The sequence below is a fragment of the Pseudohalioglobus lutimaris genome (assembly GCF_002866825.1).
GTDB lineage: Bacteria > Pseudomonadota > Gammaproteobacteria > Pseudomonadales > Halieaceae > Halioglobus > Halioglobus lutimaris.
On record NZ_PKUS01000011.1, the window covers coordinates 138,229 to 152,026 of the forward strand.

Sequence of the window (13,798 nt, forward strand, 5' to 3'; positions counted from 1 at the left end):
TGGCTTGGCTGACCGGTGAGTAAAGCCGTTCGCAGGTACTATCGCACCATACTTCTGGGCGTTGCGGCCATGGGCGTATTGATCTGGTCGGCGATAGACCAGTTTGGTATCGCCTGGGAAGAAATGTTGGAGCTGTTCCTGGTCACGCTGTCGGTGATTGCCCTGGTGATTCTGGCGGCGGGCATTGCGGTGGGGGTGTGTGTGGCGCTGCGGCGTTTATTCAGTAACAACGATTGAGCGGCGCAGCCACCCGTGCGCATCGCATACCACCCGCGCGCAATGAACAACTGGAAACCGCTTACTCCAGATCAATATCCAGCGTCATCTGATTGGCGATCTCGTCCAGGGTGTCGTGCAGGTTATCCATGTCCAGATCCTGTGGCACCTGTGCGTCGATGCGTGCCTGAAACAGCATTTCGCCACTCATTGCGGCACTATGTACGTGACTATCCATCTCTACTACATTGATCTCACGCGAGGCCAGCGCCCGGGATATCTCCTTGACGATGCCCAGGCGATCAGGCCCCAAAACCCTCAAAGTAATCGCTTTTCCGCCGCTGCTGACCGGGTCGCCTTCAGCCGGTGTTACCCGTACGCTTAAACCATTGGCGTCCAGGGCTTTCAACGCGGTTTCCAGCGAGGGCGCATTGCCGGCAGGTAGTGATACCAGCACCAGTCCGGCAAATTTGCCACCCAATTGCGATAGCCTGCTCTCGTGCCAGTTCCCCTGGTTGCTCTCGATGGTACTGGAAAGCTGTTCCACCAGGCCGGGGCGATCGTCGCCGATAAAAGTAATAATGTAGGAAGCGTCCAAGACGGGGTCTCCACTTTCAGTTACGCAGGCCGTATATTACCCTGCATCCCGATTGGGCAGAAAGAGTAAACTACAGTGACTTCATATATACAGGTGCCCGCCGACCGCCTTGAGCCCGAGGTGCTGCAAAACTTGCTGGAAGATTACGCCAGCCGGGACGGTACCGACTACGGCGCGGTGGAGTTGACCCTGGACCAGAAGACCGGCAATCTGCGCCGCCAATTGCAGAATGCAGATCTGTGCATTCTTTATGATGTGGAAGCTGAGGAATGGGATATTGTCGTGGCCGAGCAGGCACGTGCACTACTGGAGGGGTAGCCGTCATTAATGTCTATTGAAGTTGACCATATTCTCGATGCCAAGGGGCTGTTTTGTCCTGAACCAGTGATGCTGCTACACAATGTTGTCCGTGACATGGCCACAGGTGAAGTGGTGCAGGTGCTCGCTACAGACCCTTCAACCCAGCGCGATATACCCAAGTTCTGTCAGTTTCTGGGGCACGAGCTGCTGCAGCAGGACGCAGCGGACGGCAACTACCGCTATTGGTTGCGTAAACGGGACGCGCAGTAGTGCAGGAAGCCAATCCCGCGGGCGCGTCAGTATCCGCTTGTGACCGGCTGGAAATGGCCTTTGCGCGCTGCTTCGCCCGGTCCGAGAGCACGCTTTTGGTGGGAGGGGCCGATGAACCGCTCTATCAGCCTGCCACAACAAAGGGTGCCCCCAATCTGCTTTACTACCGCGAAGACTACTTCGCATCAGCTTTGCATGAAATTGCACACTGGTGTATTGCCGGTGTCGATCGGCGTCAGCAGGTGGATTTTGGCTATTGGTATGCCCCGGAGGGACGCAATGCTGCTCAGCAGAGAGCGTTTGAGGCGGTAGAGGTCAAGCCGCAGGCATTGGAGTGGTTTTTCTCGCTGGCTTGCCGCCACCGGTTTCGGGTCAGTGTGGACAACTTCGGTCCGCAAGGCGATCTCCCCGATACGTCCTTCTTTCGCCAGCAAGTCGCCGCGCGGGCGAGGGCCTATCAGGCCGCAGGGCTGCCGCAGCGGGCCGGCCAGTTATACCGTGTACTGGCCCACGAGTTTGGCGGCCCCGGGTCGCTTGATTCGCTGCGTTTTAATGCCGCAGACCTGGCCTGATATGCGCCAGCGTGCATGGCTGCTGGATGCCTCCATTTATATTTTTCGCGCCTGGTTTTCGCTGCCCGACCGCTGGCATACCGCTGATGGCATGCCGCTTAACGCCGTTTATGGCTATGCTGGTTTCCTCTGCGACTTCATCGCGCAGACACGCAAGGGCGACTGGGTGACGGCAGCGTTTGATGAAAGTCTTGGCACCGGCTTTCGTCATCAGCTTTACCCACTCTACAAGTCCAGCCGGGAACTGCCAGACGCGGCGCTTGCTTTCCAGTTGCGGACCTGTCGCCGGTTGACAGAATTGAGCGGCGTCAGTTGCTACGGTGGGCCAGGGTACGAGGCCGACGATTATCTCGCCAGTCTCGCTGCCCTGGCAAAAGCGCGAGACCTTCCGGTCACGGTGCTCACGCGGGACAAAGACCTGGGTCAGCTGCTACAGGACGACCAGGACAGCTGGTGGGACTTCGCGGCAGACCAGCGACTGGACATAGTTGCCTTCACCGAACGATTTGGCGTGCGCCCTGACCAGTTCGCCGATTATCTGGCTCTGGTCGGTGACCGTATCGATGATATCCCGGGCGTACCCGGGGTCGGACCCAGGACCGCAGCGCTTCTGCTCCAGCACTTCGGCGATATAGAGACACTCTGGCGCCAACTGGACAGCGTAGCTGGGATACCGGTGCGCGGGGCTGCAAAGTTGGCGGACAAACTGTCGGCGCACAGGGAGCAGATTCACCTGTCCCGTCAGCTGGCGACACTGGAGGCGGCTATACCCGCAATGGCGCCCGCACAGCCGTTCGCGCCCGGTCCACAGGCAAGCGAGCAGGTCATTGCCTACCTGGAAGCGCTGAACATCAAAGGACCACTGCTACAGCGCTGGCGGCGGCTGCAAGGTGAGATGGCATGCGCGTCGTAGCGGATGAAAACATACCTGCGGTGGAGGCGCTGCTGGCTGATCAGGTTACGGTGCGGCGACTGCCGGGCAGGGATATCCGGCGCGGCCACCTGGTTGACGCAGATGCCTTGTTGGTGCGCTCGGTGACCCGGGTGGACGCCGCTTTGCTGCAGGGCACATCCGTCAAGTTTGTGGGAACAGCCACAGCAGGTACCGACCATATCGATCAAGCATGGCTGGACACGGCGGGGATCCGCTTCGTTAATGCGCCGGGCGCGAATGCCAACTCCGTCGTCGAGTACGTGCTCTGCGCTATCGCTGAAGTCGATGACTATCTGGAGCGATTGCTTGCGGGCGCCCGTGTGGGTATCGTCGGTTATGGTCATGTGGGCAAAGCCCTGGCAGCGCGTTTTGACGCACTGGGAATACAGCACCTTGCATATGATCCATGGCTTGATGCGGGCGAAATCGCCTCGTTGGCGCCGCTGGATGATGTGCTGCGCTGCGAGGTGATCTGCCTGCATGCGGAGCTGACTCGACGGCAGCCCTGGCCCAGTTACCATTTGTTGGATCAGCAGCGCCTTGCGCAACTGCAGCAAACACAGCTGTTGATCAATGCCAGCCGTGGTGCCGTGGTCGATAACGCAGCACTGCTGTGCAGGTTGAGGGCACCCGGTGCGCCCCAGGTGCTACTCGATGTGTGGGAAGGGGAGCCGTATATCCGCGCTGACCTGCTGCAGCAGGTGCGCCTGGGAACCGCCCATATCGCCGGCTACAGTCTGGACGGCAAGGTACTGGCAACGCGCATGCTCTGTGAGGCGCTCGCCACACAGAATCCAGCGCTGGCAGTGCAGGATATAGACCCGCTGTCACCACTTCCACTCCTGGAGATTGAGGCTGGAAGCGGCCCTGCCGATGCATTGCGCCATTTGCTCGCCGCCAGTTACGCCATTGGCGACGATGACAAACTGCTGCGGGAGGCTATCCTGGACATTGACTCCTCTGCCGCGGGCGATAACTTCGACAGTTTGCGTAAACACTATGCCAGGCGCCGTGAGTTGGCCGGCCGCACGGTGGCGCTCACCGCGCAGACGAAAAGCTTTAGTACGCTGGTGGCCGCTCTCGGTTGCATAGCTGTCACCAGGGGAACGGAAGATGCCTGAACTGAATATTGGCCTGATCATTAACCCGCTGGCCGGGCTGGGCGGCAGTCGCGGACTCAAAGGCAGTGATGGCGATACGCTGCGCCAGCTGGCTGCGACCATGACTGAGGAAGAACTGCATCGCTCGCAGGACCGGGCAATGCGTGCGCTGGCCCCTTTGACTGACGTACCTGAAGTGCGCTTTACCACCTGGTCTGGTGCGATGGGCGCTGACGTGTGCGCCGAGCTGGGGCTCACGTTCGCGGTGCTGGGCGGACCGGGGGAGGGGCTTTCCGGCGCCGCCGACACCGTAGCGGCGGCCAGAGCCATATGCGCTTCCGGCGTTGATATATTGTTGTTTGCAGGTGGCGACGGCACTGCCAGAGATATCTTTGATGCGGTGGGCCAGTCACTGCCCGTGCTGGGCCTGCCGGCGGGGGTGAAAATGCACTCGGGTGTGTTTGCGGTATCGCCGGAGGCCGCGGGAGAATTATTGTTAGAGCTGGCACGGGGTGGGCTGGTGGGCTTGCGCAGCCAGGAGGTCCGTGACATTGATGAGGAAGCCTTTCGTCGCGACGTGGTACGCAGTCGCTTCTACGGCGACATGCTGGTCCCGGGTGAAGGGCGCTTCCTGCAACACACCAAAGTGGGGGGGCGGGAGAGTCAGGAGCTGGTGGCTGCCGAGATCGCCACCTGGATGGCTGAGCAAATGGACGAGGACACCTGTTATCTGATCGGCCCCGGTTCCACAACGGCAGCGATCATGGACGAGCTGGGTGTGGCCAATACCCTGTTGGGTGTAGACGTGGTGCGCAACAGGCAGCTACTTTGCGCGGACGCCAATGAGTCGGACCTGCTTGAAGTGCTCGCTGCCAACCTCGGGCCCGCGAGAATAGTAGTCACCGCCATTGGTGGCCAGGGGCATATTTTTGGTCGCGGTAACCAGCAGTTGTCGCCGGCGGTGATTCGTGCGGTGGGTGCGGATCGAATTTCAATTGTTGCCGCAAAATCAAAAATCACCAGCCTGGAAGGGCGCCCGCTGCTGGTGGACACCAATGATACGGAACTGGATGAAGAACTTTGCGGTTACCACGAGGTCATAACCGGCTATGACGACCGGATACTCTATCCTGTAGGTCGCATGCCCATTGAGGAGTCAAGATGAAAGACGATGAACAGTGGCGCGATAAGCTCACGCCAGAGGAATATCATGTGTGTCGCGAAAAAGGCACGGAACGGCCTTTTACCGGTGAATACTGGGACACCACAGACGACGGTGTCTACAACTGCCGTTGCTGCGGCGAGGCCCTTTTCCTTTCCGACACCAAGTTTGACGCCGGTTGCGGTTGGCCCAGTTTCTTCAAGCCCGCGGACTCAAACGTAATTGAAGAGACGGCGGACAATAGCCTGGGCATGTCGCGCACTGAAATTACCTGCAAGCAATGCGGCTCACACGTGGGTCATGTATTTACCGATGGGCCGGAGCCTACCGGTCTGCGTTACTGCGTTAACAGCCTTTCGGTAAAGCTGGAGAGGGACGGCGAATAAAGCCTAGCGGTTCCTGCGCAAGCCGGTGATTTCAGCCATGATCGCCACGGCTATCTCCAGCGGGGTTTTACTGCCAATGGGCAGGCCGACGGGAGCGTGCAGCCGCTCGATGTGCGCCTCGGCAACGTCCAGAGCACGCAATCGCTGCAGTCGTTTATCCGTGGTGCGCTGTGAGCCGAGAGCGCCCACGTACCAGGCTTCGGTTGCCAGTGCCTCCATCAGCGCCATGTCATCGATGCGCGGATCATGGGTGAGCGTGATGACGATCGCAAACCGGTCTGCGGCGTGTGCCAGCACAACATCATCCGGCATACCCTGAATCAACTCCACTTCAGGGCCGGGCCACTGGGCCAGCACCTCTGGCCTGGGGTCAGTCACCATGACCTGGTAATCCATTGCCAGCGCCAGTTCCGCCAGCGATTGTGCCAACTGCCCGGCGCCGACCAGCAACATGCGCATCTGTGGGCCGAAACACTGACTCAGCGTGTCTTGTGTGACTGAGAGTTCTGTATAGCGCCCCACGGATTTGACTCGGGTTTCGCCACTTTTGATAGACACTGTACGCAGTAGACAGCGTCGTTCACTCACTGCTGCCGAGGCCTGTTCCAGCCAGTTGCTATCACTTTGCACCAGTGCCTGAACCAGTATGCGCAGCCGGCCACCGCAGGGGAGGCCGAAACGTTCGTTTTCTTCCGCCGTCACCCCATAGTCGAGCAGCTGTGGACAACTGGTGTCGATCTCACCATTGCCAAGTCGAGCTACCAGGTCCTCCTCCACGCAGCCGCCGGAAAGTGAGCCAGCGGTGTGACCTTGCGCATTGCAGACCAGCATGGAGCCTCTGGGGCGCGGTGAGGCGCCGATCGTCTCGACGATAGTGCACAGCCAGGCAGTCTGGTTGCTCTGGCACCATGTAAGGGCTTGTTGGAGTACTGCTTGATCTTGTGTATGCATAGCTAAACGTTGAAGTGGCGATTAAAGGGAAAGTCTCGAATGCGCTGGCCGCTGGCGGCAAAGATCGCGTTAGCGATACTGGGCGCGACTGGCGGCACACCGGGCTCGCCCACGCCCGCAGGTAAAGCGTCGCTGGGGATGATGTGAGATTTGATTACCGCGGGCGTCTGGTTGATACGGGCCACGGGGTAATCGTGGAAATTTGATTGCACGGCAGCACCGCGCTTGAAGTCGATATTGCCCATCATTGCCAGGCTGAGCCCAAAGATCATTGCCCCCTCAATCTGTGCATGCACCCGGTCAGGGTTGACCACGGTGCCGGCATCGATAACGCAGTGCATTTCGGTAACGGTAAGCCGACCCTCTACGATCTTCACCTTGCTGGCCACCGCTACATAACTGAGAAAACTGCGGGCGGCGCTGATTCCCCAACCCTCTCCCTCGGGAAGGGCCTCACCCCAGGGAATACTGTCCCGCAACTGACGGATGACGCCCTTTAATCTGGCGGTGTCGTAGGGGTATTCCTTGAGACTACGGCCATAGTTCCCAAACTTGAAGCCTTCCGGGGCAAAATCCAGGTGACGATCCTCGCCAATAGTGTCCAGCCAGAATTCGACGCTGTCGCGGCCTGCCGCGTGGGCAAGCTCGTCCATGAAGCAGCCTACACCAATCGCATAGGGAATATTGAAAACGGAGCGCAGCCAGCCAATACGCACCTGGGTCTCGGCTACATGGCTCTCGAGTCGTAAATTGGGAACACTGAAGGGGATGCTGCCGAAGGTCATGTTCAGTGCGCCGTCATCCTGGATGTTGGCGTCTCTATCAAAGGTCGACCTGATGGGAGGGGTTGCTTCCCTCGCCAGCCAGGCGGTTAGTGCGCCGTCCTGGTCAAGCCCACCCTGGTAATATTGAGCAGAACAGGAATGGTAATAATCGTGTTCGACATCGTCCTCACGGCTCCATACCACCTGCACAGGTTTGCCGCTGGCCCTCGCCAGCAGCGCGGCCTCCACACTGTAGTCCGGCTTGGATTTACGGCCGAAGCCGCCACCCAGAAGTGTGACGTGTACCTTGACCCTGGAAACATCGAGATCCAGAGCCTCTGCAACGGCACGTTGTGTCGCCTGTGGCGTTTGGGTACAGGCCCAGACCTCGCAAATATCGTCGTGGATATGGGCCGTTGCCACTGGTGGCTCCATGGGCGCATGGGCGAGATAGGGCGTGCGGTAGTTCGCTTCAACGGTTTTCGCGGCACTGGCCAGCGCCTTGTCTGTGTCACCGCGTTCGCGCGCCACCTTGCCGGGGCCGGAGCTCACCCGCTCTGCAAGCGTATCCAGATAGCGCTCGGAGTCGAAAGTGGCGTGCTGACCGCCGTTCCACTGCACGTCAAGCGAGTCTCTGGCAGAGAGGGCTGTGTAAGTATCGGTCGCCAGCACGGCGACACCTTCAAGCGCGTGAAAGGAGGAGGGCAGCGCTGTGCCGCCGATCTTGACCACCTTTACCACACCAGGAAGCTTCAGGGCGGCGGCTTCATTGTAGGATTTGACTTTGCCCTGTAGCGTGGGTGTACGCTCAATGCTGGCGAAGAGCATGTCGGGGATACGGACATCTGCACCGTATGTGGTGTTCCCACTGCACATGTCGTCCAGATCAACAATTGGCACACTTTTGCCGATGTAGCGGAATTCGGACGGGTCCTTCAGTGTCAGCGTATTCAGGTCGGGCAGGGGCAGCGTTGCCGCGGCCGTGGCCAGTTCGCCAAAACCCATTGAGCGGCCATCCCTATGATGAACCCTGTGTTGTTGCGCAGAAACATCGCGGACGTCGGCAGCCCAGGTGTTTGCCGCGGCCTGCCTGAGCATGGCCTGTGCCGCAGAACCCATCTGGCGCATAACCTGGTAGAAGTTACGTATAGAGCGCGACCCGTCAGTATTCTGACTGCCATAATCGGCGTTGGCCAGACCCTGTATCACATGCACCCTGGTCCAGTCCGCTTCCATCTCATCGGCGACGACTTGCGGCAGACTGGTACGAATTCCGGTACCCATCTCTGAACGGTGAGCGATAATCTCAACGGTGCCGTCGGTTTTAAGGCTGACAAAGAGATTGAGGGGCGCACCCTCAGCTTCGTCCAGCACACTGGCGAGTACGGTGCCTGGAATGCTGCCCATGAGTACGAGGCCACTGCTGGCCACGCCCGTCAGAGCCAGGAAGCGACGACGCGACAGGGTGGTTATAGTGTTCATTTCTTCTCCGCTGACTGGCCACTGGCATCGCGAATGGCTTCGCGTATGCGTGGATAGGTACCGCACCTGCAGATATTGCCAGACATGGCCGTGTCTATTTCGGCTGGGGTCGGTTGCTGGTTATTGGCCAGCAGAGCGGCTGCGGACATGATCTGGCCCGACTGGCAGTAGCCACACTGGGGGACATTATGTTGCTTCCAGGCGCGTTGTACGGGGTGACTGGCATCTTCGGACAGGCCCTCAATGGTCACCACTTTTTTGCCATGCAAAGCGGAGACCGGCGTCTGGCAGGAGCGAACCGGTTGGCCGTCCAGATGCACGGTGCAGGCACCACACAGTCCCTTGCCGCAGCCGTACTTGGTGCCTGTTAGTTGCAGGTGGTCGCGCAGCGCCCAGAGCAGGGGGAGTTGCGGAGAAATGTCGATTTCGTAGGCCAGGCCATTGATATCCAGTTGCATGTGGATTGATTTCCTATGCGGTAATTGGGCTTCTATTGAGATTGCAGGCGATACTCATCAAGCAACGGCGCGACCAGCGCACTGGCGTAGCTTTTTTCACCGCCCATGTCTGCGGCCAGGCCGACCTCGAGAAATTTCTTCTCCAGAATAATAGCAAAACGCACCACGTTAAACAGGTCGTAGTAGAGACTGTTTTCTGTGGATAGCCCCGTCAATGCCTGCCATTGCTGATACAGTTCGGGGCGGTCCGGCAACCCGCTCAAGCGCTTTACCCCCAGGCCGACGCTGTTGGCATAGTCAACCCAGTACCACCATGACAAGTCCATGAGCGGATCGCACAGACTGGCCATCTCCCAGTCAATGACCGCAGCCGGTTGCAGGTCTTTCCAGATTACATTGCCCACCCGTGCGTCACCCCAGCAAAGTCGCACAGAGCCGGATTCAGGGGCGTTTGCTTTGACACATTCGAGGCCTTCCAGGACTATCGGTGCAAGGCTTGTTGCAACGTTGTCGTCGGCAATTGCGGCGAACTTGTCGATTTCATGCTGCAAGATTGATTGCCCATCAACTGAGCGCGGCAAGGATGGCGTATCGTAGGCAGACATATCAATGGAGTGTATCTGTGCGAGTACCTCCAACCCATTGCGCCACATTTGCGAACGCTGCTGTGCACTGAGCTCTGTCACCCAACTGCCGAACGCATAGGGAGGGTTGTCACTGGGGATCAGGCCGTCGGTGAAGTGCATTACGTAGAAGTCGCAACCGACCAGTGTCGTATCCGGTTCGTAGGCCACCAGCTCCGGCACCGGCACACCGTTTGCTCCCGCGATTTCCATCAAACGATATTGCAGCATCAGGTCGTAGTCGGCGAACAGTGGGTTGTTCAAGGGTTTCATGCGGCAGACGAAGCGCATTGGTTGTCCGTCTACTTTGGCGTTGAGTAGCAGCGTCACGCTGCTTTCACCGCTTTCCTCAGGGAATGTCAGTTCGTTGAGGTGTACCTGTGCAGCACCCGGCAACTTCTCCGGCAGCCAATTCTCCAGCTTCTGGCGTATGCTCTCCAGATCACCAATTTCTTTTCTGGCCACAATCACTGCTCCCTATTGCCGCTTTCAGGCCTGTCGCGGCGTTCTATCGTTCTATGCCCTGACTGACTAACATGGCAAAGCCCGGCTATTGTCGTCAATAGGTAAACACCTGAGCCGTAGCGCGATACATGGTAATAGCCGCTGCGAGGATGGAGGTTTTGGAGGGTAGGGCTGCATAGCGGTCGAGTGGCGTCCCCTAGGGGGTTCGAACCCCTGTTACCGCCGTGAAAGGGCGGTGTCCTAGGCCACTAGACGAAGGGGACATTTGGACTCAATCGAGAGGCGCGAAGTTTATTGGCCTCAAATGGGTCCGTCAAGCGCGGGCCCGAACTACTGTACCGACCTGAGACTGGATCGCGCCTGATGGATGTCGAGTACCTTGCCCTGTGCAGCAGCATCATGACGCAACTCGTCCAATTGTTGCCATGTGGCGATTTCGTCGTCTGGCATGTAATGCAGGCATTCGCCGCCCAGAAACCAGAGAATTTCCCTGGGGAAAGTTGGTGCAAAGTCGGGGTAGGTGACAAATAGCCGGGACACCAGGGCGGGGCCATCGACGTACAGGTCACCCGCTTCTGAGGCGAGCTTGCTAAAGCTTCTGGCAAGCTCACGCAGGCTGTCATCCTCGGGCAGGTGCTCGGTGCGAGTAGCAAATGTTGTTGCGAAGTCGCCCAGCAAGTCGCGGCAATAGCGGGCGTATTGTGCATCATCCATAGAGATTATCGTCTGCTGGCAGGTTAGCGGTTACAATAGCGCCCTTTTCTCAAGCGCCAGACCAGACCAGATGATACCAGCACTCACAATCGAACGCCTCAGCAAGGTGTACGACAATGGATTCGAGGCTCTCAAGGGCATCAGCCTGACCGTTGAACAGGGCGACTTTTACGCCCTGCTAGGTCCCAATGGGGCCGGCAAATCGACGACAATTGGCATTATATGCTCGTTGGTGAGCAAGAGCGGGGGCCGGGTGCAGGTATTTGATGCGGATATCGACGAGGACTTCCCGGCGGCGAAGAAAACTATCGGCATAGTACCCCAGGAATTCAACTTCAATATGTTCGAGACCGTGTCCGATATCGTGGTCAACCAGGGCGGTTATTACGGCATGCCGGTTGAGCTTTCCCGCGAACGGGCCGAGAAGTATCTTAAGGAACTGGGTCTCTGGGACAAGCGCAATGTGACATCGCGAACTCTCTCTGGTGGCATGAAGCGCAGGCTGATGATTGCCAGGGCATTGGTTCACGAGCCCAGGCTGCTGATTCTCGACGAACCCACTGCGGGTGTGGACATCGAGATGCGCCGCTCGATGTGGGACTTTCTGCAGCAGATCAATGCTGAGGGCACCACCATCATTCTCACCACGCATTACCTGGAGGAGGCCGAGGCGCTGTGCCGCCATATCGGGATTATCAATCACGGTGAAATTGTGGAAAATACCTCCATGCGCGAACTGCTTCGACGCCTGCACCGCGAAGTATTTATCCTCGACACAGAGGATACCCTGCCTGAAGTGATCAGTATCGCGGACTTCACCTGCCGCAGGCTGGATGAGCACAGTGTTGAAGTCGAGGTACAAAAAGGGCAGCACATTAACGATGTGTTCGCAGCGCTGGATGCACAGGGAGTGCGTATCAACAGCATGCGCAATCGCGCCAACCGCCTGGAAGAGATGTTCGTCAACCTGGTGGAGGGCGTCGCATGAACGCCACAGAACAGTTCAATGCCTTCATGACCATCCTGCGTAAGGAGATAAAACGTTACCTGCGCATCTGGACCCAGACATTGCTGCCTTCAGCGATAACCATGTCCCTGTACTTCGTCATATTCGGGACGCTCATCGGCTCCCGAATCGGCGAGATGGGCGGTTTCAGCTACATGCAGTTCGTTGTTCCGGGGCTGATCATGATGGCCATTGTCACTAACTCGTATTCCAATGTGGTCTCCTCGTTTTTTGGTTCAAAGTTTAATCACAGTGTTGAAGAACTGCTGGTTTCGCCCACGCCCAATTATGTGATCCTTATGGGTTACGTTGTTGGCGGTGTCACCCGCGGCTTGCTGGTAGCGGTGGTTGTTACACTGGTATCGCTGTTTTTTACCGACATGCAGATACATAGTTATCTCGTGGTAGTGAGCGTCGTGCTGATGACGTCGACGCTGTTTGCGTTGGCCGGCTTTATCAATGCTGTTTATGCCAATAGCTTCGACGATATTTCCATCATCCCTACCTTTGTGCTCACGCCGTTGATCTACCTTGGTGGGGTTTTCTATTCCATGGATCTGCTACCCGACTTCTGGGCCGCGGTATCCAGGCTCAACCCGCTGGTCTATGTGGTGAACGCGTTTCGCTATGGTGTGCTCGGGGTCTCTGATGTCAGCCTCTCGGTCGCATTTGGCATGATCGCGTTGTTCACCGTGGCCGCATTCGGTTACAGCATGCACCTGCTCAATAGCGGAAAACGACTGAGGCAGTAGCACTATGGCTGAATTCTCCGATGAACTGCTATTGGGCAAGCAGACACCCGTAGTGGATCAATACAGCCCGGACTTGCTCTATCCCATTCCTCGGGAAACGGGACGTGACGGGCTGTCGCTGGACCCATCGCGGGCAATGTACGGCGTGGATCTCTGGCACGCTTACGAGATGTCCTGGCTGGATGACAATGGCAAGCCAGAGGTGCGGGTGGGGCGTTTCAGTGTGCCCGCCGATTCGCCCAATATGATTGAGTCGAAGTCGTTCAAGCTATACCTGAACTCACTGAACAATACGCGCTTTCAGTCCGAGGAGGATCTGCTCGCAGTGATTGCAAGGGACGTTAGCGCTGCCACGGGCGCTGCGGTGGCCTTAGAACTGTTGCCGGTCACTTCGCCTGCATTGGGCGGCGCAGTGCCTGAGGGCGAGTGTATCGATGGGCACAGTATCAACGCCAGCGCGGGGAGCCCCGCGGCGGATACGCTGCGTACAACGGGGGAGGGAATAGAGGAATCCCTGCACAGTCACCTGCTGCGCTCGCTGTGCCCGGTGACGGGGCAGCCGGATTGGGCCAGCGTGTGGATACACTACCGCGGCCAGTCGTTGGACCATTGCAGCCTGTTACGCTACATCATCGCTTTTCGCCAGCACCAGGAATTTCACGAGCAATGTGTGGAGCGTATGTTTTCTGATATAGGCTCGGTAACGCAGGCGGATGTTTTGCACATTCAGGCCTTTTATACGCGTCGTGGGGGTATGGATATCAACCCGTTTCGCAGTACAGACCCCGGCGCCCGGCCGCGGCCCAGGATGAACCGTCAGTAATAGAGCCGCGCCCTCGCTGGGTGGCCGTTTTTTTAGTAGTTCGGGGACTGGAAACGGCCACGGCTTGTGCTATTATGCGCGCCCTCAATGGTGAGGTGGCCGAGTGGTCGAAGGCGCACGCCTGGAAAGTGTGTATACGGAAACGTATCGAGGGTTCGAATCCCTCCCTCACCGCCATAAACCTGAAAGGGCTGCCCATCGGGTGGCCCTGGCTCTTCCCCA

At 58.2% G+C, this 13,798-nt stretch carries 17 protein-coding genes and 2 tRNA genes; 12 read left to right on the plus strand and 7 right to left on the minus strand.

All coding sequences use genetic code 11. The features are described 5' to 3' along the window. Window positions 1-15: 15 nt before the first annotated feature. Window positions 16-237 (plus strand): hypothetical protein, encoded by a 222-nt coding sequence (locus tag C0039_RS20915; protein WP_133125983.1) that lies wholly within the window; start codon window positions 16-18, stop codon window positions 235-237. Window positions 238-298: 61 nt separating this feature from the next. Here the strand turns inward: C0039_RS20915 and C0039_RS11075 are convergent, their stop codons facing one another. Then, window positions 299-814, minus strand: a complete 516-nt coding sequence (locus C0039_RS11075; RefSeq protein WP_101518073.1) for a glycine cleavage system transcriptional repressor — start codon at window positions 812-814, stop codon at window positions 299-301. A 75-nt stretch (window positions 815-889) separates the two neighbouring features. Between C0039_RS11075 and C0039_RS11080 the strand changes: the two genes are divergently transcribed. The 7 genes from C0039_RS11080 to msrB are packed head-to-tail and all read left to right on the plus strand — an operon-like array spanning window position 890 to window position 5,538. Beyond that, the gene (locus C0039_RS11080; RefSeq protein WP_084179870.1) at window positions 890-1,132 is read left to right on the plus strand and encodes a YheU family protein; all 243 of its coding nucleotides are present in this window, start codon (window positions 890-892) and stop codon (window positions 1,130-1,132) included. Between the two features lie 9 nt (window positions 1,133-1,141). Then, the gene (gene tusA / locus C0039_RS11085) at window positions 1,142-1,384 is read left to right on the plus strand and encodes a sulfurtransferase TusA (RefSeq protein ID WP_076001451.1); all 243 of its coding nucleotides are present in this window, start codon (window positions 1,142-1,144) and stop codon (window positions 1,382-1,384) included. Next, a complete protein-coding gene (locus tag C0039_RS11090) occupies window positions 1,384-1,956 on the plus strand; it encodes an elongation factor P hydroxylase (RefSeq protein WP_232334807.1) in 573 nt (190 codons plus the stop codon). Before tusA ends, C0039_RS11090 begins: the two co-directional genes overlap by 1 nt. Window position 1,957: 1 nt before the next feature. Next, window positions 1,958-2,869 carry a 5'-3' exonuclease gene (locus tag C0039_RS11095; RefSeq protein WP_076002418.1) on the plus strand — a complete coding sequence of 304 codons (912 nt, stop codon included), beginning with the start codon at window positions 1,958-1,960 and terminating at the stop codon, window positions 2,867-2,869. Then, the gene (locus C0039_RS11100) at window positions 2,857-4,011 is read left to right on the plus strand and encodes a 4-phosphoerythronate dehydrogenase (protein WP_101518074.1); all 1,155 of its coding nucleotides are present in this window, start codon (window positions 2,857-2,859) and stop codon (window positions 4,009-4,011) included. Before C0039_RS11095 ends, C0039_RS11100 begins: the two co-directional genes overlap by 13 nt. Beyond that, window positions 4,004-5,155 carry an ATP-NAD kinase family protein gene (locus C0039_RS11105; RefSeq protein WP_101518075.1) on the plus strand — a complete coding sequence of 384 codons (1,152 nt, stop codon included), beginning with the start codon at window positions 4,004-4,006 and terminating at the stop codon, window positions 5,153-5,155. Before C0039_RS11100 ends, C0039_RS11105 begins: the two co-directional genes overlap by 8 nt. Next, window positions 5,152-5,538: a peptide-methionine (R)-S-oxide reductase MsrB gene (gene msrB, locus C0039_RS11110; protein WP_076001448.1), complete on the plus strand. Its 387-nt coding sequence runs from the start codon at window positions 5,152-5,154 to the stop codon at window positions 5,536-5,538. Before C0039_RS11105 ends, msrB begins: the two co-directional genes overlap by 4 nt. A 3-nt stretch (window positions 5,539-5,541) precedes the next feature. Here msrB and C0039_RS11115 read toward each other — a convergent pair whose 3' ends face one another. The 6 genes from C0039_RS11115 to C0039_RS11140 form a co-directional block, all read right to left on the minus strand. Next, window positions 5,542-6,489, minus strand: a complete 948-nt coding sequence (locus C0039_RS11115; protein ID WP_101518076.1) for an XdhC family protein — start codon at window positions 6,487-6,489, stop codon at window positions 5,542-5,544. A 2-nt stretch (window positions 6,490-6,491) separates the two neighbouring features. Then, the gene (locus C0039_RS11120; RefSeq protein ID WP_101518077.1) at window positions 6,492-8,735 is read right to left on the minus strand and encodes a xanthine dehydrogenase family protein molybdopterin-binding subunit; all 2,244 of its coding nucleotides are present in this window, start codon (window positions 8,733-8,735) and stop codon (window positions 6,492-6,494) included. Continuing rightward, window positions 8,732-9,193 (minus strand): (2Fe-2S)-binding protein, encoded by a 462-nt coding sequence (locus C0039_RS11125; RefSeq protein ID WP_076001445.1) that lies wholly within the window; start codon window positions 9,191-9,193, stop codon window positions 8,732-8,734. Before C0039_RS11125 ends, C0039_RS11120 begins: the two co-directional genes overlap by 4 nt. A gap of 32 nt (window positions 9,194-9,225) precedes the next feature. Further along, a complete protein-coding gene (locus tag C0039_RS11130) occupies window positions 9,226-10,281 on the minus strand; it encodes a phosphotransferase family protein (RefSeq protein ID WP_133125984.1) in 1,056 nt (351 codons plus the stop codon). 187 nt (window positions 10,282-10,468) lie between these two features. Then, window positions 10,469-10,544, minus strand: a tRNA-Glu gene (locus tag C0039_RS11135). Window positions 10,545-10,611: 67 nt separating this feature from the next. Further along, complete coding sequence (locus C0039_RS11140; protein ID WP_084179868.1) at window positions 10,612-10,995, minus strand: PA2817 family protein; 384 nt, start codon at window positions 10,993-10,995, stop codon at window positions 10,612-10,614. 70 nt (window positions 10,996-11,065) lie between these two features. Here C0039_RS11140 and C0039_RS11145 point away from each other — a divergent pair, with 70 nt between their 5' ends. The 4 genes from C0039_RS11145 (at window position 11,066) to C0039_RS11160 (ending at window position 13,753) form a co-directional block, all read left to right on the plus strand. Continuing rightward, window positions 11,066-11,983 (plus strand): ABC transporter ATP-binding protein, encoded by a 918-nt coding sequence (locus C0039_RS11145; protein ID WP_076001443.1) that lies wholly within the window; start codon window positions 11,066-11,068, stop codon window positions 11,981-11,983. Further along, window positions 11,980-12,753 (plus strand): ABC transporter permease, encoded by a 774-nt coding sequence (locus C0039_RS11150; RefSeq protein WP_076001442.1) that lies wholly within the window; start codon window positions 11,980-11,982, stop codon window positions 12,751-12,753. The genes C0039_RS11145 and C0039_RS11150 overlap by 4 nt, the downstream gene beginning before the upstream one ends. A gap of 4 nt (window positions 12,754-12,757) precedes the next feature. After that, a complete protein-coding gene (gene queF / locus C0039_RS11155) occupies window positions 12,758-13,576 on the plus strand; it encodes an NADPH-dependent 7-cyano-7-deazaguanine reductase QueF (RefSeq protein WP_101518078.1) in 819 nt (272 codons plus the stop codon). 89 nt (window positions 13,577-13,665) lie between these two features. Next, window positions 13,666-13,753: transfer RNA gene (locus tag C0039_RS11160), tRNA-Ser, on the plus strand. Window positions 13,754-13,798 lie beyond the last annotated feature (45 nt).

Coding starts and splice junctions, on each gene's coding strand:
- C0039_RS11115 (WP_101518076.1), bottom strand. CDS start 6,489: ATGCATACACAAGATCAAGCAGTACTCCAACAAGCCCTTACATGGTGC.
- C0039_RS11150 (WP_076001442.1), top strand. CDS start 11,980: ATGAACGCCACAGAACAGTTCAATGCCTTCATGACCATCCTGCGTAAG.
- C0039_RS11125 (WP_076001445.1), bottom strand. CDS start 9,193: ATGCAACTGGATATCAATGGCCTGGCCTACGAAATCGACATTTCTCCG.
- C0039_RS11140 (WP_084179868.1), bottom strand. CDS start 10,995: ATGGATGATGCACAATACGCCCGCTATTGCCGCGACTTGCTGGGCGAC.
- tusA (WP_076001451.1), top strand. CDS start 1,142: ATGTCTATTGAAGTTGACCATATTCTCGATGCCAAGGGGCTGTTTTGT.
- C0039_RS11095 (WP_076002418.1), top strand. CDS start 1,958: ATGCGCCAGCGTGCATGGCTGCTGGATGCCTCCATTTATATTTTTCGC.
- C0039_RS11105 (WP_101518075.1), top strand. CDS start 4,004: ATGCCTGAACTGAATATTGGCCTGATCATTAACCCGCTGGCCGGGCTG.
- msrB (WP_076001448.1), top strand. CDS start 5,152: ATGAAAGACGATGAACAGTGGCGCGATAAGCTCACGCCAGAGGAATAT.
- C0039_RS11100 (WP_101518074.1), top strand. CDS start 2,857: ATGCGCGTCGTAGCGGATGAAAACATACCTGCGGTGGAGGCGCTGCTG.
- queF (WP_101518078.1), top strand. CDS start 12,758: ATGGCTGAATTCTCCGATGAACTGCTATTGGGCAAGCAGACACCCGTA.
- C0039_RS11145 (WP_076001443.1), top strand. CDS start 11,066: ATGATACCAGCACTCACAATCGAACGCCTCAGCAAGGTGTACGACAAT.
- C0039_RS11120 (WP_101518077.1), bottom strand. CDS start 8,735: ATGAACACTATAACCACCCTGTCGCGTCGTCGCTTCCTGGCTCTGACG.